Raw genomic sequence first — 21,232 nt, forward strand, 5'->3', positions numbered from 1 at the left:
CCATGCTGACTGACTAGGTTACCCCTTCTTGACCATAATCCCTACGCCATGGACAACCCCGTGACCGAGACAGATCGACCGACCGCGCCCCCGCTCCCCTCCGCCAGTGGTGAGACGAATACTCAGGGCGAGGCCCGTCTGGCGAACCCGCAATGGGGCGGGCGCTTTGCGGCCGGACCTGCGGCCATCATGGCGGATATCAATGCCTCGATCGATTTCGACCAAAAGCTGTGGCGTCAGGACATCCGTGGTTCTCTCGCCCATGCGGCCATGCTCGCACGCGTCGGTTTGCTGACCATTTCGGAAGAGCAGGAAATCCGCGACGGTCTGCATGGCATCGCGCGCGACATCGAGGCGGGCGCTTTCACCTTCTCGCAGGACCTTGAAGATATTCACATGAATATCGAGGCCCGTCTGTCGGAACGCATCGGGGAGGCAGGCAAGCGCCTGCACACGGCGCGCTCGCGCAACGACCAGGTCGCGACCGATTTCCGCCTCTGGGTGCGCGACGCCATTGACGGGATCAGCGGGCAGATCACCGCCCTTATGCGTTCCCTCGCCACGCGCGCGCTGGAACACGCCTCAGATGCCATGCCGGGTTTCACCCATTTGCAGGTGGCCCAGCCAGTGACCTTCGGGCATCATCTTCTGGCCTATGTCGAGATGCTGTCACGCGATCGCGACCGTCTGCGCGATGCCCGCGCGCGGCTCAATGAGTGCCCTCTGGGCTCGGCCGCGCTGGCCGGCACATCCTTTCCAATCGACCGCCGCTTCACGGCTGACACGCTGGGTTTCGACCGCCCGACGGCCAATTCTCTCGACGCGGTTTCCGATCGCGACTTCGCGCTCGAATATCTTTCTGCGCTCTCTCTGCTTGGCATGCACCTGTCGCGCCTGTCCGAAGAACTCGTTCTGTGGTGCTCGGCGCCGTTCAGCTTCGTGAGGCTTTCCGATGGCTTCACGACCGGTTCCTCCATCATGCCGCAGAAGAAAAACCCCGATGCTGCCGAGCTGGTGCGCGCCAAGGTCGGGCGCATCACCGGTGATTTCATGGGGCTGCTCATGGTCATGAAAGGCCTGCCTCTGGCCTATGCCAAGGACACCCAGGAAGACAAGGAACCGGTATTCGACGCGACCGAAGCCGCCACCCTGTCCCTCGCGGCCATGGACGGGATGATCCGTGACATGACGGCCAATACCGACAAGATGCGCGCTCTGGCCGGGGCAGGATTTGCGACCGCGACCGATCTGGCGGATTGGCTGGTGCGTGTGCCGCGCCTGCCCTTCCGCACGGCGCATCACGTCACCGGGCGTCTGGTCGGCATGGCGGAAGCGAAGAACTGCGATCTCGCCGATCTGACGCTCGAGGAGATGCAGGGCGTCGAGCCGCAGATCGATGCCACCATCTTCGACGTGCTGACCGTCGAGTCCTCGCTTGCGTCCCGCACCAGTGAGGGCGGTACGGCCCCTGCCAATGTCACAAAGGCCGCGCGGCTCTGGCTCGCACGCCTTGAGGAGAACCACGCGTGAAAACCCTGACGCATCTGCTCTGTCTGAGCCTCATCGCGTCCGTCATGCTGACGGCCTGTGGCAAGAAGGGGGCGCCCCATGCCCCCGGCCCCGCCAGCAAGATCACCTATCCGCATACCTATCCGCCGGAGTAACCGGCGCATCCGATAAGGAGGCGCGCGCCAGAGCGATGATCCGGTGCGCGTCATATCCCTTGTCACGCAGGGCGCGCAGGCTCTCTGCCCCATCGCGCTTCGAGAGTTTCTGCCCCGTGTCATCGCAGATCAGGCCATGATGAGCGTAGAGCGGCGCGTCATATCCCAGCAGTGTCTGCAACACACGATGGACCGAACTCGCCTCGAACAGATCCGCTCCGCGGGTCACGAGGGTAATTCTCTGGCGTGCATCGTCCACCGTGACGCAGAGATGGTAAGATACGCCGTTGTCGCGGCGGCCCAGAACCACATCGCCAAATTCGGCAGCCCGGCTGGACACTAACTGCGTGCCGTGTGGCGACCATTCCTCCCAGCCCGGGGCCTGCCCGATCGTGGCGAGTGCCCTCGCCATATCGAGCCTCCAAACATGAGGCCTATCGGCCGCTATGCACGCCGTGCGGCAACACCCACCGTAAATCACGCTCCCATCGGGAGCCCGCCCCCTCATGCCCGCCTGCACCTGCGCGCGCGAGCAGCCACAGCGATAGACGAGCCCCATGGCGTGCAAGCGCGCGAGTTCGGATCGATAGGTCTCCAGATGGTCGGATTGACGCCGGACCGGAAGCGCGCTTTCGAACCCGAGCCAGTCCAGGTCTTCGCGCAAGGCCTGCTCGAAATGCGGCAAGCAGCGCTGTGCGTCGATATCCTCGATGCGTATGAGGAACGTTCCCTCACGACCCGCCATAGCGCGTGCATGGCTGGCAGAGGCCATATGCCCCAGATGCAGATATCCCGTCGGGCTCGGGGCGAAACGTGTGCGATATCCTGTCATCAAACCTTCGCTTGCCCTGTTCACGGAAAGCTGAAATAGTCGGCGCTATCAGACAGACGGCGCGTATCTATAGGCGCTGGTTTCCCGTCGCGCTTGAGATAATCCGATCGTGCCGCCCTGTAAAAGAGGATGCGATCGATGCTTGCCAGCGCCCAGCATTTCCCCGCCCTTGTCCTGAATGCGGATTTTCGTCCGCTTTCATACTTCCCGCTGTCGCTATGGTCCTGGCAGGAAAGCGTCAAGGCCGTTTTTCTCGACCGTGTCTCGGTCTTGAGCGAATATGACGATATCGAGGTGCATTCGCCCAGCTGCGTGATGCGTGTGCCGAGCGTCATTGCACTGAAGGAATATATCCCGACGGCGCGACGCCCCGCCTTCACTAGATTCAACGTCTTCCTGCGTGATAATTTCTCTTGCCAGTATTGCCATGACCGATTGCCGACGCATGAGCTGACCTTCGATCACGTCATCCCGCGCGCCAAGGGGGGACGCACCACCTGGGAGAACGTCGTGACAGCCTGCAGCCCCTGCAATCTCATCAAGGGCTCCAAACTCCCTTCCGAAATCGGCATGCACCCGCGCATCCGTCCGGTACAGCCCTCGACGCGACGCCTGCAGGAGAACGGACGCAGTTTCCCGCCGAACTACCTGCATGAAAGCTGGCGGGATTATCTGTACTGGGACAGCGAACTCGAAGGCTGACCCTTCTTGCATGTGCGTTCCGGCTACATTTAGCCTTGCGCGAAGAGGGCCTCGTAGACAAGGGGCTTGAAGCCAAGCGTCACCCTCTCTCCCTGCGCCAGAATTGGCCGTTTGATCACGGTGGGGTGGGCCAGCATCACGGCCAGAGCCTCCGCCTCGTTGGTGATCTGCTTCTCGGCATCGGGCAGCTTGCGGAAGGTCGTCCCGGCCCGATTGATCAGAGCCTCCCATCCGACAGAACGCATCCATACGGCAAGATCATCCGCACTTAGTCCTTCCTTCCGCAGATCGTGATAGCGATAGGCAATCCCCTCTCCCTCAAGCCAGCGCCGTGCCTTGCGCACCGTGTCGCATGTGGTGATTCCATATAATACCGGCTGATTTTCCATGAGCGTCTCCTTTCCCAACTTTCGCGATGAGCTCGACCCCGCCCATGCCGGGCCTGACTGCGGGTCACGGTAACTGCGCCAACCAATCGATCATCATCCTCATTGAGCGCAGCACGGCAACTGCATCGCCGCCAAATCCGCGCAGGTGCACCAAGACACTGCTGCCGTATCAAGGCTTCCTGTACCTCAACGCATCGACCAGGATCCTGAAAGCAGGCGGTAGCTCCCGGCGGTCGGGATAATAGAGATGATAGCCCGAAAACGGAGGGCACCAGTCTTGCAGAACCCGCACGAGCCGCCCCGATGCCAGAAGGGTCAGGGCCTGATCTTCCAGAACGCAGGCAAGGCCCACGCCCTGTGCCGCAGCGTGCAGGATCATCGGCACGTCATTGAGGATGAGCGGCCCTTCAACACGCACCTTGAGATCACGCCCGTCGCGGCCGAACTCCCATGCATAAAGGCCTCCACGTGTCTGCATACGGATATTGATACAGGCATGTCCCGTAAGATCATGGGGGGTCGCGGGGACACCTCGGGACGCCAGATAATCGGGTGAGCCGACGACAGCCATGCGCAGTTCCGGGCTGATCGGCACGGCGATCATGTCCTTTGCGACCTGCTCGCCGAGCCTGATGCCTGCATCGAAACGATCAGTGATGATATCGGTCAACTGGCTGTCGATGGAAATCTCGATCACCAGTTCGGGATAGGCTTCAAGCAAACGCCCCACCGTGGGCCAGAGTATGGTCTCCGCTGCATGACGGCTGGAGGTGACGCGCACTGTGCCGGAAGGTTTCTCCCTCAGCGCACTCAGGCGCGAGAGCTGGGCATCGATGTCGCTGAGAGCGGGACGCAGCGTCGCCAGCAATTGCTCTCCCGCTTCGGTCGGAGCGACATTGCGCGTATTGCGGGTCAGCAGCTTGACACCCATCCCTGCTTCGAGCCGACGGACGATCTGGCTGATTGCGGACTGGGATGCGCCCAGAAGGGCCGCTGCCCGCGTGAAGCTGCGTGCCTCGGCAACAGCAAGGAACACGACCAGATCGCTCAGCTCTTCGCGTCTCATTGATTAGCCCTGATGATAAGACCATGCAGAATACAGCGTCTAATTTATAAAAACACAGACGGCTATATCTGTCTTCCCGAATGACCTCCGGCGCGAATTCACCCCCCGCGCGAGGTACAGAGAGCGGAGATTGAGTATGACGAGAGACCTAGTCGTGATCATCGGCGCAGGCGGTATCGGTGAAGCCATCGCCCGACGTCAGGGTGTCGGCAAAGTGCTTCTGCTCGCCGACCGCAACGTGCAAACGCTCGAAGCTGCCGCAATGCGCCTTCGTGAGGCGAGCTATGATGTCGTCACACAAAACGTGGACGTGACATCACGCGCTTCAGTGCAGGCGCTGGCCCGCAGAGCACAGGAGCTCGGCCGGGTCATGCAGATCATCAACACGGCGGGGCTATCGCCCAATATGGCCCTGGCGCGAACTGTGCTCGAAGTTGATCTCTACGGATCGGCGCTCGTTTTCGAGGTGTTCGGCGCCGTGATCGCACCAGGGGGCGCGGGGCTGATCATCTCGAGCATGGCAGGTCACATGATACGCCCATTGCCTGAAGACCAGGAAAAGCAACTCGCGTCGACACCAGCTGATGAATTGCTCGCCTTGCCGTTCCTTCGACCAGAGGCAATCCCAAATAGCATGATCGCTTATATGGTCGCCAAGCGCGCGAATTATCTGCGGGTCCAGGCCGAGGCGGTCCGCTGGGGTGAGAAAGCTGCGCGCGTCAACGCCATCAGCCCCGGCATCGTCGTCACACCACTCGCAGCGCATGAACTTGCCTCCGAAATCGGTCCTGTCTATCGCGCCATGGTCGAAGCATCGCCAGCCAAACGCATGGCGCCCCCGGATGAAATTGCGATCGCCGCAAGCTTCCTGCTAGGGCCCGATGCGGGATTCATCACAGGAAGCGATCTTCTCATTGATGGCGGCGTAATCGCAGCCATGCGTGCCGGGCGGCTCCCCGCGCCGGGTTAGTCCGTCCACATGAGCGCTTGACCGCATGCCAGGGTTGGCTCACCGGATCAGGCGGTTATCGAGAGGGACAGGCAATCGGGCGCGTCACCTCACACGCGCAGTGGCGCTCTATCAAGGCACTTCACCGGACCCGGGGGGGGACACGCCCTCTTTTGCTGCGCGCGTCGCATGCTCCACGCCTAGCCCACGGATCCGGGAGCGCAAGTCCCGCTTACAGAAAAGAGTGGTGCAGCCTGGTATGCCCGGGAGGGTGCTCATAATAGGCGCGCCTGTCGCCACCATCTTCTTAGGTACGCCGACCATATTTTCTGACCGCGAAAGCCAACCTCTCAAGGACGATACCTGCGTCCGCCAGGAAACCCTCCCTGGTCTCCAATCCATTCGACCGGGGAGGTCTCAACAACACACTGTGTCAACGAAGCAAGGAGAAACCTCGATGTCTGATGTGATCGTTCTCACCGGTGCCGGCTCGATCGGTCAGGCCATTGCGCGGCGCGTGAGCGCGGGCAAGATCCTGCTGATTGCCGATGTGACGCCTGGCAATGCCGAAACCGCAGCGAAAACCCTCGCAGATGCGGGCTACGATGTACGTACCGCCAGCGTGGATATCGCGTCTCGCCGCTCGGTCGAGGCGCTGGCAACGCAAGCGCAAGCGCTGGGGCCGATCACCGGTCTCATACAGGCCGCCGGTGTCTCGCCTTCCCAGGGTAACATCGAGACGATTCTCAAAATCGATCTCTACGGGACGGCGCTCGTTCTCGAATGCTTTGGCAAGGTGATAGCGACCGGTGGCGCAGGCCTCGTCATTTCGTCACAATCCGGCCACCGAATGGGCGCGCTCACCCCTGAACAGGACCGCGAGCTGGCCGTGACGCCCGTGGATGCATTGCTGGATCTGCCCTTTCTGCAGCCAGACGCTGTACGCGACACGCTGCATGCCTATCAGCTATCCAAGCGCGCCAATGGCTTGCGGGTACGGGCTCAGGCCATCAACTGGGGCAAGCGCGGTGCGCGGGTCAATGCTATCAGTCCGGGAATTGTCATCACGCCACTGGCAAATGACGAACTGCGTGGCCCAAGAGGCGCCAGCTATCGCAGCATGATCGAGAGCTCACTCGCCGGACGCGCAGGCACACCCGACGAAATTGCCACGCTCGCCGCGCTCATCATGAGCCCCGATGGACGCTTTATCACCGGGAGCGATTTCCTGATCGATGGCGGCACGACCGCCGTTCATTGGTGCAAGGAGTGGGATCTGTCCTGACAAGGCTGATCCCCACCCAGGAAAGGGAAATCTGCCTTCGCCTGAAAATGCCTCGCCGGTGATTCCGGTCTTCGCAACGTGGTCAAGCCACGTCCTGCCGGCGCGACTGTATGGATGCCGGGAGCACATCACAGGGTCGTGCCAATCTTGGCTCTCTGTGGGCCGAGCCTGCCATACCATGTCTTGACGCGTCGGGAGGGCAGAACTCCCGGACGGCGTGGGTCCCCAAATCCGCCCACGCCAACACGCCCCCTGATCAGGTGTTTGAAACCGGGAGGATCATTCCCACTCTAATATTTTTTCTACGATAAGCGATTGATTTTATTGTGGAAAATCTTCTCTTTGGCCGCCAGCGCCGAGGCGTAGGCCGTCAAAAACCTATCCTTTTGCTTTTGCGGGATTTTTTGGCAATTTTAGCGCAGAAAAAATTCTGTGAACTATCGGTATCTATCGACCCTTTCGCAGTGAGGCGTAGACCTCAGATCTCGAATCTTTTGCTCCCGATAAAGTACCGCCAAAATCGGCGAGATCAATACACCCACCTCGATCCTGGATTTCCGGGATGGTGGGCTGGATCAAGCGCGACAGAGGTTGAGAGGGTGAAGACAGTTTCCCGGGAAGAGCTTTACGTATAGCAAACGTTCCCCAAAAACACCGCCACAACAAATCGCAGAGTCGAAGCACGAGCGTAGACGCCCCGCTGTAACGGCCCTCCTCCTATCCAAGAGGAGGACAAATGTCTCGAGGAAAGCCAGTCGCGTAGGTAACGAACTCTCACACGGATTGCTTTATCAGGAAGAGGGCAACCGCTGCACTCACTAAGAGACAGGGCGTCAAGACCAGAGACGATCGCGCAACGCTCAGCCCACGATCAAGCGGGCAAGCCGGTCAACCTCGACCATGTCCAGGCCCGAACCCGCCGCTTCCTTGGTCTCGATCAGGACATCTCCCCCAGCCTGTTCATCGATCGGTCGAATGCCTGCTGCCAGGTAGGCCGCACGTTTGATCTGCCATCGTGCCGCATATTGCGGGTCCGACAGCATGCCGAGATGCTCCCAATAATATGTGACCCCAGAGTCCTCATCGATGATCGTGAAATCAGGCCAGCGCGTCTTGCCGTCGAGTTGCAGGGGTTGCTCGTAGACGTAGCCGACGCCCATGCCGTTCAATTTTTCTGCGATGGCCAATTCCGACTTGGACCGAACGAACTCGCCCCGGCTCGTTCGATGCATAAGATGCTTGTCGAGAAACCGTGGGCCTGAGACCGTCTTCACCTCGACCGGCCCAGGCGCCTCGAAGAGATCCGTCATTCGCCGTGCGATCTCCGAGGCCGACGGATCCGAGTATTGCCGCAACGCGCCGATGTCATCTTCGTGGAGAAGGATCAGCTCTTCCTGATGTCGCGTGATCGCTGTGTAGAGCAGCTCTCGCGACAAGGGTCGGCAATTGCGCGGCAGCACGACGAACGTGCGCTCGAATTGACTGCCCTGCGTTTTGTGAACCGTGAGCGCATAGGCGAGTTCGAGCTCTGGAGTTCCCTCCTCGCCCGAGAACTCGCTCGCAAAGTAGGTGAATTTCACGCCGGGCTGACTGGCGAACTCGACTTCGAGGTCGCGTGGGCGATACTTCATCTTTCCCGTCTTGTAGCCCCCGACGACGATTCCGATGTCGCCGTTAGCGACGTAAGCCCGTTCCTGTCGCGGGTAGGTGCGACGCCGGCCGTTGTTGCGAAGGTTGATCACCTTGTCGCCCCACAGCACGCCTTGAGGACCTGCAGGCTTAGGATATTTCGCATATGGGGTGAGCGCACGGTCGCGTACCTTGTCCCGGAACCGACGCTGGATCGCGAGATTGATCGCTTCCACACCAGGGGGGCCCGTCCGGACTGGTGAAAGGATCTGCCAGTCGTGAGCGGCCTCGGCAGCGCCGCCTTCGGCTTCACCGGCGCGCCGTGCCCAGAAAAGCACATGTCCTTCCCATTCGCTTCCGCCTAGGCTCAGCTCGAAGCCGCGCTGATCAGCGCGGTCGGCAAGCGCAAGACCTCGTACAATTTCGTCGGTGAGGCGCGGTTCCAGCTCGCTAGGGAGAGCCCAATGGGCGGTCCGCACGTGCGACAGCGTGCCGGACCTTAGCGCCTCCCACACTTCGTCTGCGCCGGCATCCAGGGGCTCGCCGCTGAACTGCCGAGCCAGCAGCACGTCGCCGCGGTCTGTCCCGCGCTGGCGGCCGATGATGGTGAGCTCGGCATATCCTGGGGCCACCTTCGGAAACTGAGGCGTATCCTCTGAAGGCGCGAGCTTCCGACAGATGTCCACAAACGGTCTGCCGGCGCCAATAGGCGGAAGCTGGCGAGGATCGCCAACCAAAATCAAGCGATCAACGCCCTCAATCGCGTCGATGAGTGCCGAAAGCTGGTCCTCTGTAAGCATCGAACACTCATCGACGATGACCGACCGATACCCCTTCTCGCGCGGCGCTTCTGGATTACGGAAGTACCGTCCGCTCGCCCCGTCATACCGCTCATAGCGCTGGAGAAACTGAGCCAGTGTCTGGCCCTCACCAAGACGTTCGGTCGCTTCCTCTAAGCGGACGCGCGCTTTCCCGGTCGGCGCCAGCAGAAGGATCCCGCCCGAGCCGATCTCTGGAAGGTCGCACAGGACCTTCAGGAGTGTCGTCTTGCCCGAACCCGCTGGACCGATAAGGACGGAGAATCGTCCGCATGCGAGTTGCTCGAGTGCGCCCGATTTCTCCCGTCGCGCCAGTTCCTCGACCTCGGCTTCAGGCCCGGTTCCCATTGGAGGCAGTACCGCATCGACGAGCGCGCGCCATTTGTGGACGATCGCGTGGCGCTTGCCACCGACGCGTTTGCGGACCGCGTTCGTGATCGCCGTGCGCGACGCCCCATAACGCCGAAGCTTCAGCGCGATTTCGCCGTCGGAGGTTCGCGCACTTTCCAACGTGGACGCGAGGTAGTCCGCCACCATATCGATCACGTCTTCGTCGACCATGCAGCGTGGGTCGAGCGGCGCTTCGATCGCTCTCCTAACGATCCAGCTGCGCGGGAGAAGCGTGTGCCCCTCGTTCTGGACAGCATGCTCCAACATGTCGGTGATCAGCGCGCGAACTCGACGCTTGTCGATCCCGTCGGTCATCGCCGCTTGAGCGGGAAGCGGCGCGACCTCGCGAATAACATCGGCTGGGAATACGCCACGATCGACGATGCCAAAGGCTATCCTTTGGGCCGCCGTCTCGTCCCGCTCATAGAGAAGGTACGGATTGGCCAAGATGTCGGCGTCGCTCGTTGCCTCGGTAAAGACGCTACGCTGAGTAGCCTGATAGGCTCGGAGTGCTTGGTCAGTGGTCAGACTACAGCGCGCGACCAGATCGAGCAGTTGTCGGCGTGGCAGCGCGAGGCTCTTCCATTTCTCGCGATAAGACGAACCGAAGCCGAGCTTCTCGGCCTGCGGACATGCCGAGGGCTTCTTCACGATGTGGTCGATAAACGCGAAGGCATCGAACACCTCGCCTTCACGACTCCCCGCACGCACGATCTCATGCGCCAGCAGCGATCCATGCGCCAGACCGAAAGCGCTCAGAGCACTTCCTAGTCCCGGATGAACGCCTCGCGCCTTCCACAGACGCGCAATCTCACGATCGATCCACGCGAGAGAGCCGGAAACGTCAGTTTCGACGACCTTCGCTGTCGCTCGCAAAGCCGCGGCGCAAGCGAGCAGCGACGCTATTGCGCCGTCATGGCCGAGATGCTCTGCGCCGTATGAGAACGCGTCGAACTGGTCATCAGGCGCAAAGGCGACGCAATCTTCGACGGGCACGCTTGCATCTGCCTGTGAAGCGGCAAGGACGTCATAATAAGGCATGAGGAAGCCATCGTCGCCACCGGGGCGAAGCGAATGGCGGACACATCGCTCCCAGAGCACGCCCTTAAGGTCACCAGGCGAGTCATAGGCGTATTCGGTATGCCCGCCAATGCCGTTGACCTTGGCAACACCGACGATTACACGGTTTGCGCTTTCCGAGAGCGGCGTCTTCTTTGCATAGAAAAAACAGAGTGACGTCTTCGGCAGGAGGGCCCCGAAGAACGTGTCCAGCATGATGAGCTGGTTCGTCTTGTCCTGAACCCAACCCGTTTCAAACGACAGGTCCGGCTCGCGTTCGGGATCATAGGCTAGCCGCAACGCTGTTGCCTTGCCGAGATCACCCTCGCTCTCGTCGCCCTCGATGTTTGATTTCAACATCCATCCGAAGGGAATGCATGCTGCCGAATAGGCTTCGATCCGCAGCTTCGTCTCGCCGAAATGGCCGTGCGTCGTAGGGCTCGAAAGCTTGTAGGGGTGCTGCTTGGTTAGAACGAGGTCGTGGTCGCACATAAAGCTGACACGCTCATCGACACATGGCGGTAGCACCGCCGGCCCGAGCTCATCGAACAACCTTCCCGCTATAGCATCCTGATCTTCACGTTTTGCCGAGGCGATGCGTCCGAGGACCAGACATGAAGTGTTCGCCGACGGTGCGGTGCAGACACGCCCATTCCAGCCACCATCATGCCAAGGCACACGTATCGTTATGTGCTGCCACGGCAGCTTTCCGGAACCGGCGATCATCTCTTCCCCTCAATACGCATCACCGCAAGACCTTGCGGAATCTTCGATCGATACTGGCCATTTTATCGCTCGTCAGATCCCGAGGACTACAGCTCCGAATTCTCTTCTGACGGCACTTTCAAATTTCTCGGTGATCAATATGGGCAAGGGCCGTCAACTGGGCCGCCACTTCCGATCCTTGCCCACCGATAGGCACCGATAGATGCCTAGTGAATTATTTATTTTTATCAGTGGGTTAGATAGTATTCTAGCGTAGTTTCGGATACGCTCGGATAGGCAAAAATCATTCCCACTCGATCGTACCCGGCGGCTTGGACGTGATGTCATAGGTCACGCGGTTGATGCCGCGCACCTCGTTGACGATACGTCCCGCCACGCGGTTCAGGAAACCGAAATCGAAGGGATAGACCTCAGCCGTCATGCCATCCGTGCTGGTGACGGCGCGCAGCGCGCAGGCCTGGTCATAGGTGCGGCCATCGCCCATCACGCCGACGGTGCGGACCGGCAGCAACACGGCAAAAGCCTGCCAGATGGCATCATAGAGCCCGGCATTGCGGATCTCTTCAAGATAGATTGAATCCACCTTGCGCAGCAGGTCGAGCTTCTCCCTGTCAATCGCACCCGGGATACGAATGGCGAGCCCCGGTCCAGGGAAGGGATGACGCCCGACAATGGCTTCAGGAATTCCGAGCTCGCGACCCAGCGCACGCACCTCGTCCTTGAACAATTCGCGCAGCGGCTCGACCAATTCCATGTTCATACGGTCGGGCAAACCACCGACATTGTGGTGCGACTTGATGGTGACCGAAGGACCGCCGGTGAAGCTGACAGATTCGATCACGTCGGGATAAAGCGTGCCCTGAGCCAGGAACTGGGCACCGCCCAGCTTGGTCGCTTCTTCCTCGAACACTTCGATAAACAGGCGCCCGATGGTCTTGCGCTTCACCTCCGGGTCCGTCACGCCAGCAAGAGCGTTCAGGAACAGATCCGACGCATCGCGATGGACAAGGCTGATATTGAAACGGCCACGGAAGGTCTTGACGACCTCATCGGCTTCGCCTGCCCGCAGAATGCCCGGATCGACGAAGATACAGGTGAGCTGATCGCCAATAGCATCATGAATCAGCTTGGCCGCAACCGACGAATCAACACCGCCCGAGAGACCGCAAATGACGCGGCCTGACCCGACCTGCTCGCGGATGCGCGCGATTTCGAGATCGCGGAACCCGGCCATGGTCCATGTGCCTTTGCATCCGGCCACATCATGGGTGAAGTTCTTGATCAGGGCTGCGCCATGCGGCGTATGCACGACCTCAGGGTGGAACTGCACCCCATAGAGGCGACGCCCTTCATCGGCGATGATCGCAAACGGTGCGCCTTCCGACCAGGCCACGGCCCGGAAGCCGGGGGGAAGTGCCGTGACGCGATCGCCATGGCTCATCCAGACCTGCTCGCGATGCCCGCGCGACCAGGCACCACGGAACAACGCGCAATCTTCGGCGATTTCGATATGGGCGCGGCCGAACTCGCGATGCTCATGGGTTTCAACCTTGCCACCGAGACGCGCACACATGGCCTGCTGGCCATAGCAGATGCCAAGCACGGGCACGTTGAGATCGAAGACGATCTCAGGGATCTGCGGCGCATTATCGTCGTGCACGCTGGCCGGGCTACCTGAAAGGATGATACCGCGCGGATGGAAACCGCGGATCTTCTCTTCCGTTGCGGTGAACGGCCAGATCTCACAGTAGACGCCGCTCTCACGCACACGACGGGCGATGAGCTGCGTGACCTGACTGCCGAAGTCGAGAATCAGGATACGATCCTCGTGAAGCTGAAGGTCGAGGTTATCGGCGTTCTGCGGGGCGGTTTCAGTCATGGCGCTCTTTCAACACGTCGTGCATGGGCAAGTTCTGTGGGCATCGTATAGGATGTTCGCAGGGCATCGTCATCCCAAAGCACGCATTTGCCCCCCGCTAAATGTCACCATTTCTTCACCCGGACGAGAGAATCATGCCCTTCCTCCCCCTCATCACTGCCACCGCGAGGGTTCGCCTGGCTTCTGAAGCAATCATGCGGTGTGGCTTCGGCATGAGGACAGCATGCCTGACTCTCCTGGGGCTCAGCGCCGGCCTGACCGCCTGCTCGCCGCCCGCGCCTCCCAGCAAGGACCCCATCGGGCTCTGGACCGGAGCGCTCGTGGCCGATGAGGGCAGTTGTCCGACGACCACTGATTCGACCCTTCAGATCGGCACCAAGGTGATCAGCTTCACCCCGGGGGATAATGCGCTGGTGCTCAAGGGCGTGCGGGGCACCGACCCACACCATTATCATGCCCAGCTCGACCTCAAGGACGCGCAGGGCAAACCCTACAGCATCGTCTTCAATGGCTATCCGGTAGGGAATGCGATCGGCGGCATTTACGGGGCTCCGACATGCCGCGCCCATATCGTCATGACCCGCCCAAATCATTGATTGAAAAAAATTCTTTTTCCCTCTTGCGGGGTCGGACAACTCGCAGTAGAACCCGCCCCACGACGCACCCGTAGCTCAATTGGATAGAGCACCAGACTACGAATCTGGGGGTTAGAGGTTCGAGTCCTTTCGGGTGCGCCAGTATAAATCGTGATCAGTCAAATGATCACTACGCACCCGTAGCTCAATTGGATAGAGCACCAGACTACGAATCTGGGGGTTAGAGGTTCGAGTCCTTTCGGGTGCGCCATTCTCTTTCTGAAAATCAGCCGTCAGCCTGACACCGTCAAAGTCGTGCCCGTGATGGCGCGTGCCTGATCAGAGGCCAGAAAGAAGACGGCTTGTGCGATATCATCCGCCTCAATAGCCCTGCTGGACGGTATATTCTTTCGCATGCGCGCGTGAGACGGCGCGGCACAGGGTGCAACCGACACCACTCTTATTCCGTCCGCCGCCACCTCATCTGACAACGCCTTGGTGAGAGCCTCAACTGCGCCGCAGGACGTCGCTTCCGGCACGTGGAATATCCTGCTGCCCGATCGTGTTGCGACAGACGAGATGTTGATGATGACGCCGCCGACACCCCCCGCCGACACGGACATCTGACGTACCGCCTCAGCGCTCATCAAAACCGTACCCAGTATATTGGTATCGATCACCGTCTCCAGATCCTCCGGGGAGGCTCCCGCCAAGGGAACGGCGCGACCCGCCATACCGACATTGTTCACGAGGACACCGATACGCCCATATGCCTCGCATCCTCTTCTGAACGTTTCTGCAATCGCCTTACGATCACGGATATCGAGAGGCAGTGCCAGCGCGCGCCCCCCTGCCCGATTGATTTCAACTGCAAGCGTCAGGACAGGCTCGCATTTGCACCAATAGGTGAGGATGACCGGATAGGCTGCACGAGCGAAGCGCAGCGCTACAGCACGACCGATATCACAGCTTGCGCCGGAGATCAGAATGGCGTGTTCGGGTTCAACAGAACGGGCCGCCAACCCCGGATGCGTACGACTGCGGGGCGCGCGACCTCCAACGGTCGTATCCATGATTTAACCCCGGTTTTTCTTTTTTTTTTGGGGGTGGCGGGAAAACGTGGCTTGAGACTAATGCACGCAACGCTGCAAGGCTGCGCATACATCGCTTTCAAGGAAAGGCTTGGGGACAAAAAGGCCGCGAGGGGGCAAGGCAGCACTACCGGGCATCTGGCGCCCCGATGTGAGAACGAAGCCCATCTCCGGGCGCGTGCGAGACAGATGGTGCCCGAGTTCGAGCCCTGTCATCTCACTCGGCATCTCCAGATCGGAAAAGACAATCCTGATCTGAGGATTGGAGCTGATGACCGTCAGCGCTTCATCGGCATTTTCGGCGGAGAGCACGGTATATCCCGCCTGCTCGATCATGTCGGAGACGTAAAGACGCAGAAGAACCTGGTCTTCAACAACGAGAACCGTAGGCGCGGTATGAATATCGCTCGAGCGGGCGGTAGCAAAAGACAGATCTGCGCACATGGTCCCCGTATCTCCCGGAAGAGCATTGAGCCATGTCAACGGCGGCGCAGGCTTACAGTTCGCTGGCGACGTTGTTACTTCTATCTAACAGTTTTGTCAGAACTCTGTTCGGTTGCGAAACCGACGGCCGTTCCGCCCTGTCCGTCATGGGCAAGTACATCGATACCGGCGATACCCCAGCTTCCATTCTTCAAAACCAGCAACGGGGCGCCACTTGCGCCTTTCGTGGCTGCACAATCGTGATCGATCAACTGCCCGCGCACCTGCACCACATGGCAATTTGAGTCACCAATCGCCAGCTCCTTACGGTCCTGCTGATACCCGGCCAGCATGGCGGGCAGGCCAGGTGAAGCAGCCACGATCGGCACGAGATCAGCGCTCGTTATCAGCGGGTGGTCGAGAATGACCGTGGCATGGTCAGCCTGACTGGTGCGCAGGGGGTGGAAAGGATCATAGGCGGGTGCAATGATAAAGCGAACCGCACGTGCAGTGCCACGCCATGAGCCCGTGTCATAGCCCAGCATGAAATGCACGCTCGAAGGCTGCACGAAACCGGCCACTTCCTCCCGCCAGAGGCAATGCGCTGCCGTCATGATGACCGAAGGTGCGACCATGAAGCCCGTGCATCGCGCGCCCAACTCCGTCTGCACACGCCCGAGCATGCGCCACGGCGTGTGACCGACATCGATGGCATGACGCTCCCCCTGCCCGACACCTGGCAAGGCAGTTACCGGCCTGCGCGCATCGGCATGACCGCACGCAGCAGCGATCATCAGGCTGAGACCAGCCGCAAGCCCGGTTTTCATGCGCAGCATTGAACCGCGTCGTGGTACGGCGACATGACTTTGCAGCCCACGTCCTGAACCCGAGAGGCGTTTCATCTACCGGTATCTTCCTGTCCCGGTCGACTCACCAGGTGATCCGGGCCGAACGACCAGGGCAGCAAGGCCTCAAGCGTCGTATCGAGCAGCAATTCGCCCTGCGCGTTCACAATTCTCACCGGCAATTCTGGAGCGCCGAACTCGCGCAGACGCTGGCGGCACCCACCGCACGGGGTACACGGTGCCTCACCTGACCCGACAATCACGATTTCGTCGATCCTGCGCCCGCCTGCCATCACCATGGCGCTGATAGCGCTGGCCTCGGCACAGTTCCCCTGCGGATAGGCGGCGTTCTCGACATTGCACCCGGCGTGAATTACGCCGTCGCAGCGTAGCGCAGCCCCAACCTGAAAACGTGAATACGGCGCATAGGCCCGCAACCGTGCAGCAAGCGCCGCCGCCACCAGATCCGTGGTCATGAAAATCCCTCTCCGCTCTGCAATCCCGGCTTGGAAGCCGCGGATTGCCCTTGTAGTCTGTCCGGCATGACACGCCACGACCCTGATATCATGAACCTTCTCGCCTCTCGCCCTTCTCTTCACATGGACGGGCAGGATGGGCTGCTTTTCGAGGGTGTCCCCCTGCAGACCATCGCGAGCGCGGTTGGAACACCATGCTGGGTAACCGGGGCTGGCACGCTGCGCAGGCGCACGCGCAATCTGCGCAAGGCCTTTACCGAACGTGGCGTCGATATCGCCCTGCATTATGCCATGAAGGCCAATGATCACCAGGCCACTCTGAGCGTGCTGCGTCAGGAAGGCTGCGGGGCCGATGTGGTCAGCGGTGGCGAGCTCCGCCGGGCAATCCAGGCCGGGATCGATCCAGCCCATATCGTGTTCTCGGGCGTGGGCAAAACCGACGCCGAGCTGATGCTCGCCCTTCAGGAGGAGATTGGACAGATCAATGTCGAGAGCGTCGAGGAACTGCGACGCCTGTCGCGTCTCGCTCGCGCCTCCAGCCTGACAGCGCGTGTTGCCTTGCGCGTCAACCCGCATATCGATGCCGGAACGCATGACAAGATCAGCACCGGGCGTCTGGGCGACAAGTTCGGCATCGACTGGGACGACGCCCCCACTCTGTATCGCGAAGCAAGTAAACTGCCGGGTATCGAGATCAGGGGATTGGCCACACATATCGGCAGCCAGATCCTCACTCCAACGCCGTTCAAGGCGGCCTATACCCGCATTGCCGAGCTCGTAAGCGGATTGCGATCCGAGGGCCTGACAGTGACCATGGTCGATTGCGGCGGCGGGCTGGGCGTCCGGTATCGTGACGAACTTGCGCCTCCGCCTGCGGCGCTGGCAGGCGCCATTGTCGAGACACTGGGCGGCCTCGACCTTCAACTCGCGATCGAACCGGGTCGATGGATTGCGGCACCCGCGGGCCTCCTGCTTGCATCCATCATCGACCTGAAAGCCCAGCGTGAGGGCGTATCCGATTTCGTGATCGTGGACGCTGCAATGAACGATCTGGCGCGACCGAGCCTCTATGACTCATGGCATGGCATTATCCCGCTCGCCCCCGATCTTGCCTATGCGGAGACGGCACCCCAGACGGTTGTCGGCCCGGTATGCGAGTCGAGCGACGTACTGGCCAAGGACCGACTGCTTCCCGCCTTGCGTCCCGGCGACCAAATTGCCGTGCTGGATACAGGAGCTTACGGATCTGTCATGAGCTCGACCTATAATAGTCGCCCCCTTGCCGCACAGGTGATGATCGAAAACGGCAAGTGGCAAATCATCCGCAAGAGACAGAACCTGGAGAGTCTCTGGAGCGATGACGTCGTTCCCGACTGGCTGGACGGCGCCGGGACGGCCACCTGACGCATGATCATGGCGCCACCCGCACCTGCCAGTTCCAAGACGCTCTCGCTTGAGGCGCGGGTCCATCAGGCGCGACATCGGGCCCGGCGCATTCTGTGGGTCGAATCCGCCTGGCTTGCGGTCCAAACACCCCTAGCCCTGGTCGGTGGCTACGCGCTGAGCGGGCTGCTACGAGTCCCGCAATCCCTGCCCGATACATTACACGCCTTCCTGCTGGCCGGTGTCGGCGGCGGGGCACTGGCTCTGGCCGCGCGCAACCTCTCCCGCGTCACGCCACCAGAGTTGCATCGCATCGACAGGCGGCTGGAGGAGAAATCGGGACTGCGGCACAGACCACTGTCAGGGCTCGATGACCTCCCCGCCGATGGCGAGGAAACCGCGTTCTGGCAAACGCATATGGACCGTCTACGGCAAAGTATCGGCCCGTTGCGCAGCGGATGGCCTGCCCTTGCCTGGACTCCATCGCGTCTCGCCGGGTGGACGGGTTTCGCCGCCTGTCTCGCTCTTGCCCTTTTCGTGGCGGGACAAAAAGCCCCGTCACGGCTCGAGGCCGCCTTTCTGCCCGGGGTCGATGACAGCGATGTTCCTCTGCCCCAGATCGAGGCATGGGTCGATCTCCCCGCCTATGCACCCGGTGCTCCGGTCTTTCTTTCATCCAACACAGCGCCGCCCCGCATCCCGCAGGATGCCACGCTCACGGTTCACGTTACCGGCGCCCGCTCGGGCCCCCATGTGCTGGGCGTGGAAACAGCCGATGTCACTGTTCGCCGGCTGGACGCGGGAAGCTGGAGCTTCACAACCCGTCTTTTGCATACGGGCCGGGTGTCGATACGATCTCGCGGGCGAACGGTTGGAGAGTGGCAATTCGACATCGAGCCCGATCTGCCACCGGAAATCGCCTGGGCATCAGCCCCGCACAAGACAGAAGACGGTACGACACTCGCCCTGCCTTATCGGGCGGCGCAGGCCCATGGTATTGCCAGAATCTGGGCCAAGATCATCCTGCCCTCACGCACCGATCTGCCTGCGCTGAACGTCCCTATCCCTCTCAAGGGCACACCGATAAAGCCACAGGGCGTTTTCGAAACAGACCTGACGGAGTCGCTCTGGGCTGGCGAGAAAGTGGCCATAACACTGCACGCGACCAGCCGGGGCGGCAAGGAGTCTGTCAGCAAGATCGAGACCCTCACCCTGCCCGCTCGGGAATTTCATGACCCCACCGCGCGCGCCCTGATCAGCCTGCGTCATCGCTTTGGCCTCGGTCAGGAGACCCCGCCTGAAGTCGCCGATGAGTTGAGAGCCCTCGCAGGAACTCTCCCGCAGGATGCGAAGGGCAGCATGCTTGCCCTTCTGTATGCCGCGGCCCAGCTCGACGACCCCGATGCTGACCAGGCACGGAACAATACGCTGGGGCTATGCTGGGCGGTGGCCTTGTATCTTGACGACCTTGCCGGAAGCGACGCTGAGACGGCGCAGGCCAATCTCGACATCCGTGCCGCCCAGAAAGCTGTGCAGGACCAGATTGCGCATATGCGTGCGCTCGGTGATGCAGGTCATACCGAGGCGGAGCAGGAGAAACTCGCCGAGCGCATGAAACGCCTCAGAGAGGCGCTGGACCAGCGCATGCAGGCCCTCATGCAACGCAGCATGCAACTTGGCACGGTCATGCCCGATATCGGCGAGACACCCGATGGTGACAGTGATCCGGTATCCCGGCTCATGCGGCGCCTTCAGTCCGAGGCAGCCAATGGCCAGAGCGACGAGGCTCTCAGGCGTCTGGATGAGCTGTCCAAGATGACGGAGCGCATGCGCAGCGCCACGCCTCAGGATCTGGCGCAGATCGCGCAGCAGATGCAGGCGCGGGCGCGTGCTCAGGCCCAGCGTGCTGCATTGCATGATCTGGTCAGACGCGAGACGACCCTGCTCGACCACGTACAGTCCCGCCTCGGCATCGGGCAGCGTGCCGCCAAAGAAGCCGAGCAGAACCAGGCTAGTGTGCCGGGTCAGGATGTGAGCACCATGCCGACAGCGGAATTGCTGCGTCAGCTGGGCATGAGCCCGCCACCGGATATGGACTCCTCAGCGACATCTCCCAATGGGTCCAACACCGCGCCCCTCACGCCGGAGCAGATCGCGATCCAGCATGAGCAGCGACGCGATGATCATGCCGTGCAACGTGCACTTCAGATGGTGGCGCGCGTCCTGAATGAAGACATCAAGTCGCTGACAGACAAGAAGATGGACGGGCTGACGAAGGCCGACAAGGACATGAAAACAGCGCGCCAGTATCTTGCTGAAGCCAAGGATAGTCCTGCCGAACAGGCCATAAGGCAGGTCCTCAAGGATCTTGCAGAGACCGGGCAGCAGATGAAAGAAGCCCAGAAAGGCAAGAACCATGGAGGCAGACCGCTAGCGCTCCTGCCCACGATGGGCACCGGTCAGCCCTCACAGGGCGGCGGCAAGAAAGGGGGAGAAGCCAGGGATCAGGGCGACGACGATACCCAGGATGACGGTAGCGACAAGAGCGACCGTGATCCGCTGGGCCGCAAGATGGGGAAAGGACATTCGGGAGCCGATACCGATGGAACGGTCCCGGATGCGGATAGTCGCGAGAGAGCACGCGAAATCGAGCGCGAGCTGCGCCGCCGTGATGCGGACCGTACCCGGCCGCAGAGCGAACTCGACTATCTGGACCGTCTTCTGAAATCCTACTGACTGCCTGCCCCCGGTGGGGCACCTCCCCTGCGTCGACCCTCTCCCTATCGTATCACCACACACGGCGTCAGACGCCCTCAGCGGGAGCAACGCCCTTTCGAGGGGGCGATGCTCGCGCGAATCGAATCGCCATGACCCGGCCATGAGGCTTTCCGACCTGATTCGATTCATAAACGGAATATCCCTCGCCACCCGGCAGGCGTCATCACGGGGCCGCGACTGCCTTCTCAGCAACATAACGATGCAAAATTGCAACATCCGAAAAACCGTTCGTGCAATGGAACGTCACAAAACGATAACGCCCTTGCAATGAAA

17 protein-coding genes and 2 tRNA genes are annotated in these 21,232 nt (G+C 60.9%); 10 read left to right on the forward strand and 9 right to left on the reverse strand.

The genetic code is table 11. From position 1 onward, the window contains the following. The first annotated feature begins 138 nt into the window (after nucleotides 1-138). Nucleotides 139-1,530, forward strand: coding sequence for an argininosuccinate lyase (gene argH, locus AA0535_RS12760; RefSeq protein WP_264817031.1), 1,392 nt, complete (start codon nucleotides 139-141; stop codon nucleotides 1,528-1,530). Further along, complete coding sequence (locus AA0535_RS12765; protein ID WP_264816846.1) at nucleotides 1,527-1,664, forward strand: hypothetical protein; 138 nt, start codon at nucleotides 1,527-1,529, stop codon at nucleotides 1,662-1,664. The genes argH and AA0535_RS12765 overlap by 4 nt, the downstream gene beginning before the upstream one ends. On the opposite strand, the gene gluQRS is transcribed toward AA0535_RS12765, so the two are convergent. Continuing rightward, the gene (gene gluQRS, locus AA0535_RS12770; protein WP_264816847.1) at nucleotides 1,633-2,496 is read right to left on the reverse strand and encodes a tRNA glutamyl-Q(34) synthetase GluQRS; all 864 of its coding nucleotides are present in this window, start codon (nucleotides 2,494-2,496) and stop codon (nucleotides 1,633-1,635) included. The two genes, AA0535_RS12765 and gluQRS, sit on opposite strands and share 32 nt — an antisense overlap. Before the next feature lie 138 nt (nucleotides 2,497-2,634). Here gluQRS and AA0535_RS12775 point away from each other — a divergent pair, with 138 nt between their 5' ends. Then, on the forward strand, nucleotides 2,635-3,198 hold the full coding sequence (locus AA0535_RS12775) for an HNH endonuclease (RefSeq protein ID WP_025885762.1): 564 nt from the start codon (nucleotides 2,635-2,637) through the stop codon (nucleotides 3,196-3,198). 29 nt (nucleotides 3,199-3,227) lie between these two features. On the opposite strand, the gene AA0535_RS12780 is transcribed toward AA0535_RS12775, so the two are convergent. Together AA0535_RS12780 and AA0535_RS12785 are read right to left on the reverse strand one after the other, a co-directional pair. After that, entirely contained in the window at nucleotides 3,228-3,587 is a 360-nt protein-coding gene (locus AA0535_RS12780) for an ArsC family reductase (protein ID WP_264816848.1), read from the reverse strand. 169 nt (nucleotides 3,588-3,756) lie between these two features. Next, nucleotides 3,757-4,653 (reverse strand): LysR family transcriptional regulator, encoded by an 897-nt coding sequence (locus AA0535_RS12785; RefSeq protein WP_264816849.1) that lies wholly within the window; start codon nucleotides 4,651-4,653, stop codon nucleotides 3,757-3,759. A 136-nt stretch (nucleotides 4,654-4,789) separates the two neighbouring features. Between AA0535_RS12785 and AA0535_RS12790 the strand changes: the two genes are divergently transcribed. Together AA0535_RS12790 and AA0535_RS12795 are read left to right on the forward strand one after the other, a co-directional pair. Continuing rightward, entirely contained in the window at nucleotides 4,790-5,623 is an 834-nt protein-coding gene (locus tag AA0535_RS12790) for an SDR family oxidoreductase (RefSeq protein ID WP_264816850.1), read from the forward strand. Nucleotides 5,624-6,059: 436 nt separating this feature from the next. Then, nucleotides 6,060-6,887, forward strand: coding sequence for an SDR family oxidoreductase (locus AA0535_RS12795; RefSeq protein ID WP_264816851.1), 828 nt, complete (start codon nucleotides 6,060-6,062; stop codon nucleotides 6,885-6,887). Nucleotides 6,888-7,747: 860 nt separating this feature from the next. On the opposite strand, the gene AA0535_RS12800 is transcribed toward AA0535_RS12795, so the two are convergent. Further along, nucleotides 7,748-11,509 (reverse strand): ATP-dependent DNA helicase, encoded by a 3,762-nt coding sequence (locus AA0535_RS12800; RefSeq protein ID WP_264816853.1) that lies wholly within the window; start codon nucleotides 11,507-11,509, stop codon nucleotides 7,748-7,750. Nucleotides 11,510-11,792: 283 nt separating this feature from the next. Continuing rightward, nucleotides 11,793-13,388: a glutamine-hydrolyzing GMP synthase gene (gene guaA, locus AA0535_RS12805; protein WP_127101130.1), complete on the reverse strand. Its 1,596-nt coding sequence runs from the start codon at nucleotides 13,386-13,388 to the stop codon at nucleotides 11,793-11,795. A 212-nt stretch (nucleotides 13,389-13,600) separates the two neighbouring features. On the opposite strand from guaA, the gene AA0535_RS12810 reads away from it, so the two are divergent. The 3 genes from AA0535_RS12810 to AA0535_RS12820 all read left to right on the forward strand — a co-directional run bounded on the left by AA0535_RS12810 (nucleotide 13,601) and on the right by AA0535_RS12820 (nucleotide 14,234). Beyond that, entirely contained in the window at nucleotides 13,601-13,984 is a 384-nt protein-coding gene (locus AA0535_RS12810) for a hypothetical protein (RefSeq protein ID WP_264816854.1), read from the forward strand. A 64-nt stretch (nucleotides 13,985-14,048) separates the two neighbouring features. Continuing rightward, a tRNA-Arg gene (locus AA0535_RS12815) sits at nucleotides 14,049-14,125 on the forward strand. Between the two features lie 32 nt (nucleotides 14,126-14,157). Beyond that, nucleotides 14,158-14,234: transfer RNA gene (locus AA0535_RS12820), tRNA-Arg, on the forward strand. Nucleotides 14,235-14,256: 22 nt separating this feature from the next. Here AA0535_RS12820 and AA0535_RS12825 read toward each other — a convergent pair. The 4 genes from AA0535_RS12825 to AA0535_RS12840 all read right to left on the reverse strand — a co-directional run bounded on the left by AA0535_RS12825 (nucleotide 14,257) and on the right by AA0535_RS12840 (nucleotide 16,798). Beyond that, a complete protein-coding gene (locus tag AA0535_RS12825; RefSeq protein WP_264816855.1) occupies nucleotides 14,257-15,036 on the reverse strand; it encodes an SDR family NAD(P)-dependent oxidoreductase in 780 nt (259 codons plus the stop codon). A gap of 57 nt (nucleotides 15,037-15,093) precedes the next feature. Then, nucleotides 15,094-15,498: a response regulator gene (locus tag AA0535_RS12830; protein WP_264816856.1), complete on the reverse strand. Its 405-nt coding sequence runs from the start codon at nucleotides 15,496-15,498 to the stop codon at nucleotides 15,094-15,096. A gap of 80 nt (nucleotides 15,499-15,578) precedes the next feature. After that, nucleotides 15,579-16,379, reverse strand: a complete 801-nt coding sequence (locus AA0535_RS12835) for a trypsin-like serine peptidase (protein WP_264816857.1) — start codon at nucleotides 16,377-16,379, stop codon at nucleotides 15,579-15,581. Beyond that, nucleotides 16,376-16,798 (reverse strand): cytidine deaminase, encoded by a 423-nt coding sequence (locus tag AA0535_RS12840; RefSeq protein WP_264816858.1) that lies wholly within the window; start codon nucleotides 16,796-16,798, stop codon nucleotides 16,376-16,378. The genes AA0535_RS12835 and AA0535_RS12840 overlap by 4 nt, the downstream gene beginning before the upstream one ends. Before the next feature lie 90 nt (nucleotides 16,799-16,888). Between AA0535_RS12840 and lysA the strand changes: the two genes are divergently transcribed. Beyond that, nucleotides 16,889-18,202, forward strand: a complete 1,314-nt coding sequence (lysA, locus tag AA0535_RS12845; RefSeq protein ID WP_264816859.1) for a diaminopimelate decarboxylase — start codon at nucleotides 16,889-16,891, stop codon at nucleotides 18,200-18,202. A gap of 9 nt (nucleotides 18,203-18,211) precedes the next feature. Beyond that, a complete protein-coding gene (locus AA0535_RS12850; protein ID WP_264816860.1) occupies nucleotides 18,212-20,917 on the forward strand; it encodes a DUF4175 domain-containing protein in 2,706 nt (901 codons plus the stop codon). Nucleotides 20,918-21,232 lie beyond the last annotated feature (315 nt).

The sequence above is a fragment of the Asaia krungthepensis NRIC 0535 genome (genome assembly GCF_025995175.1).
Taxonomy (GTDB): Bacteria; Pseudomonadota; Alphaproteobacteria; order Acetobacterales; family Acetobacteraceae; genus Asaia; species Asaia krungthepensis.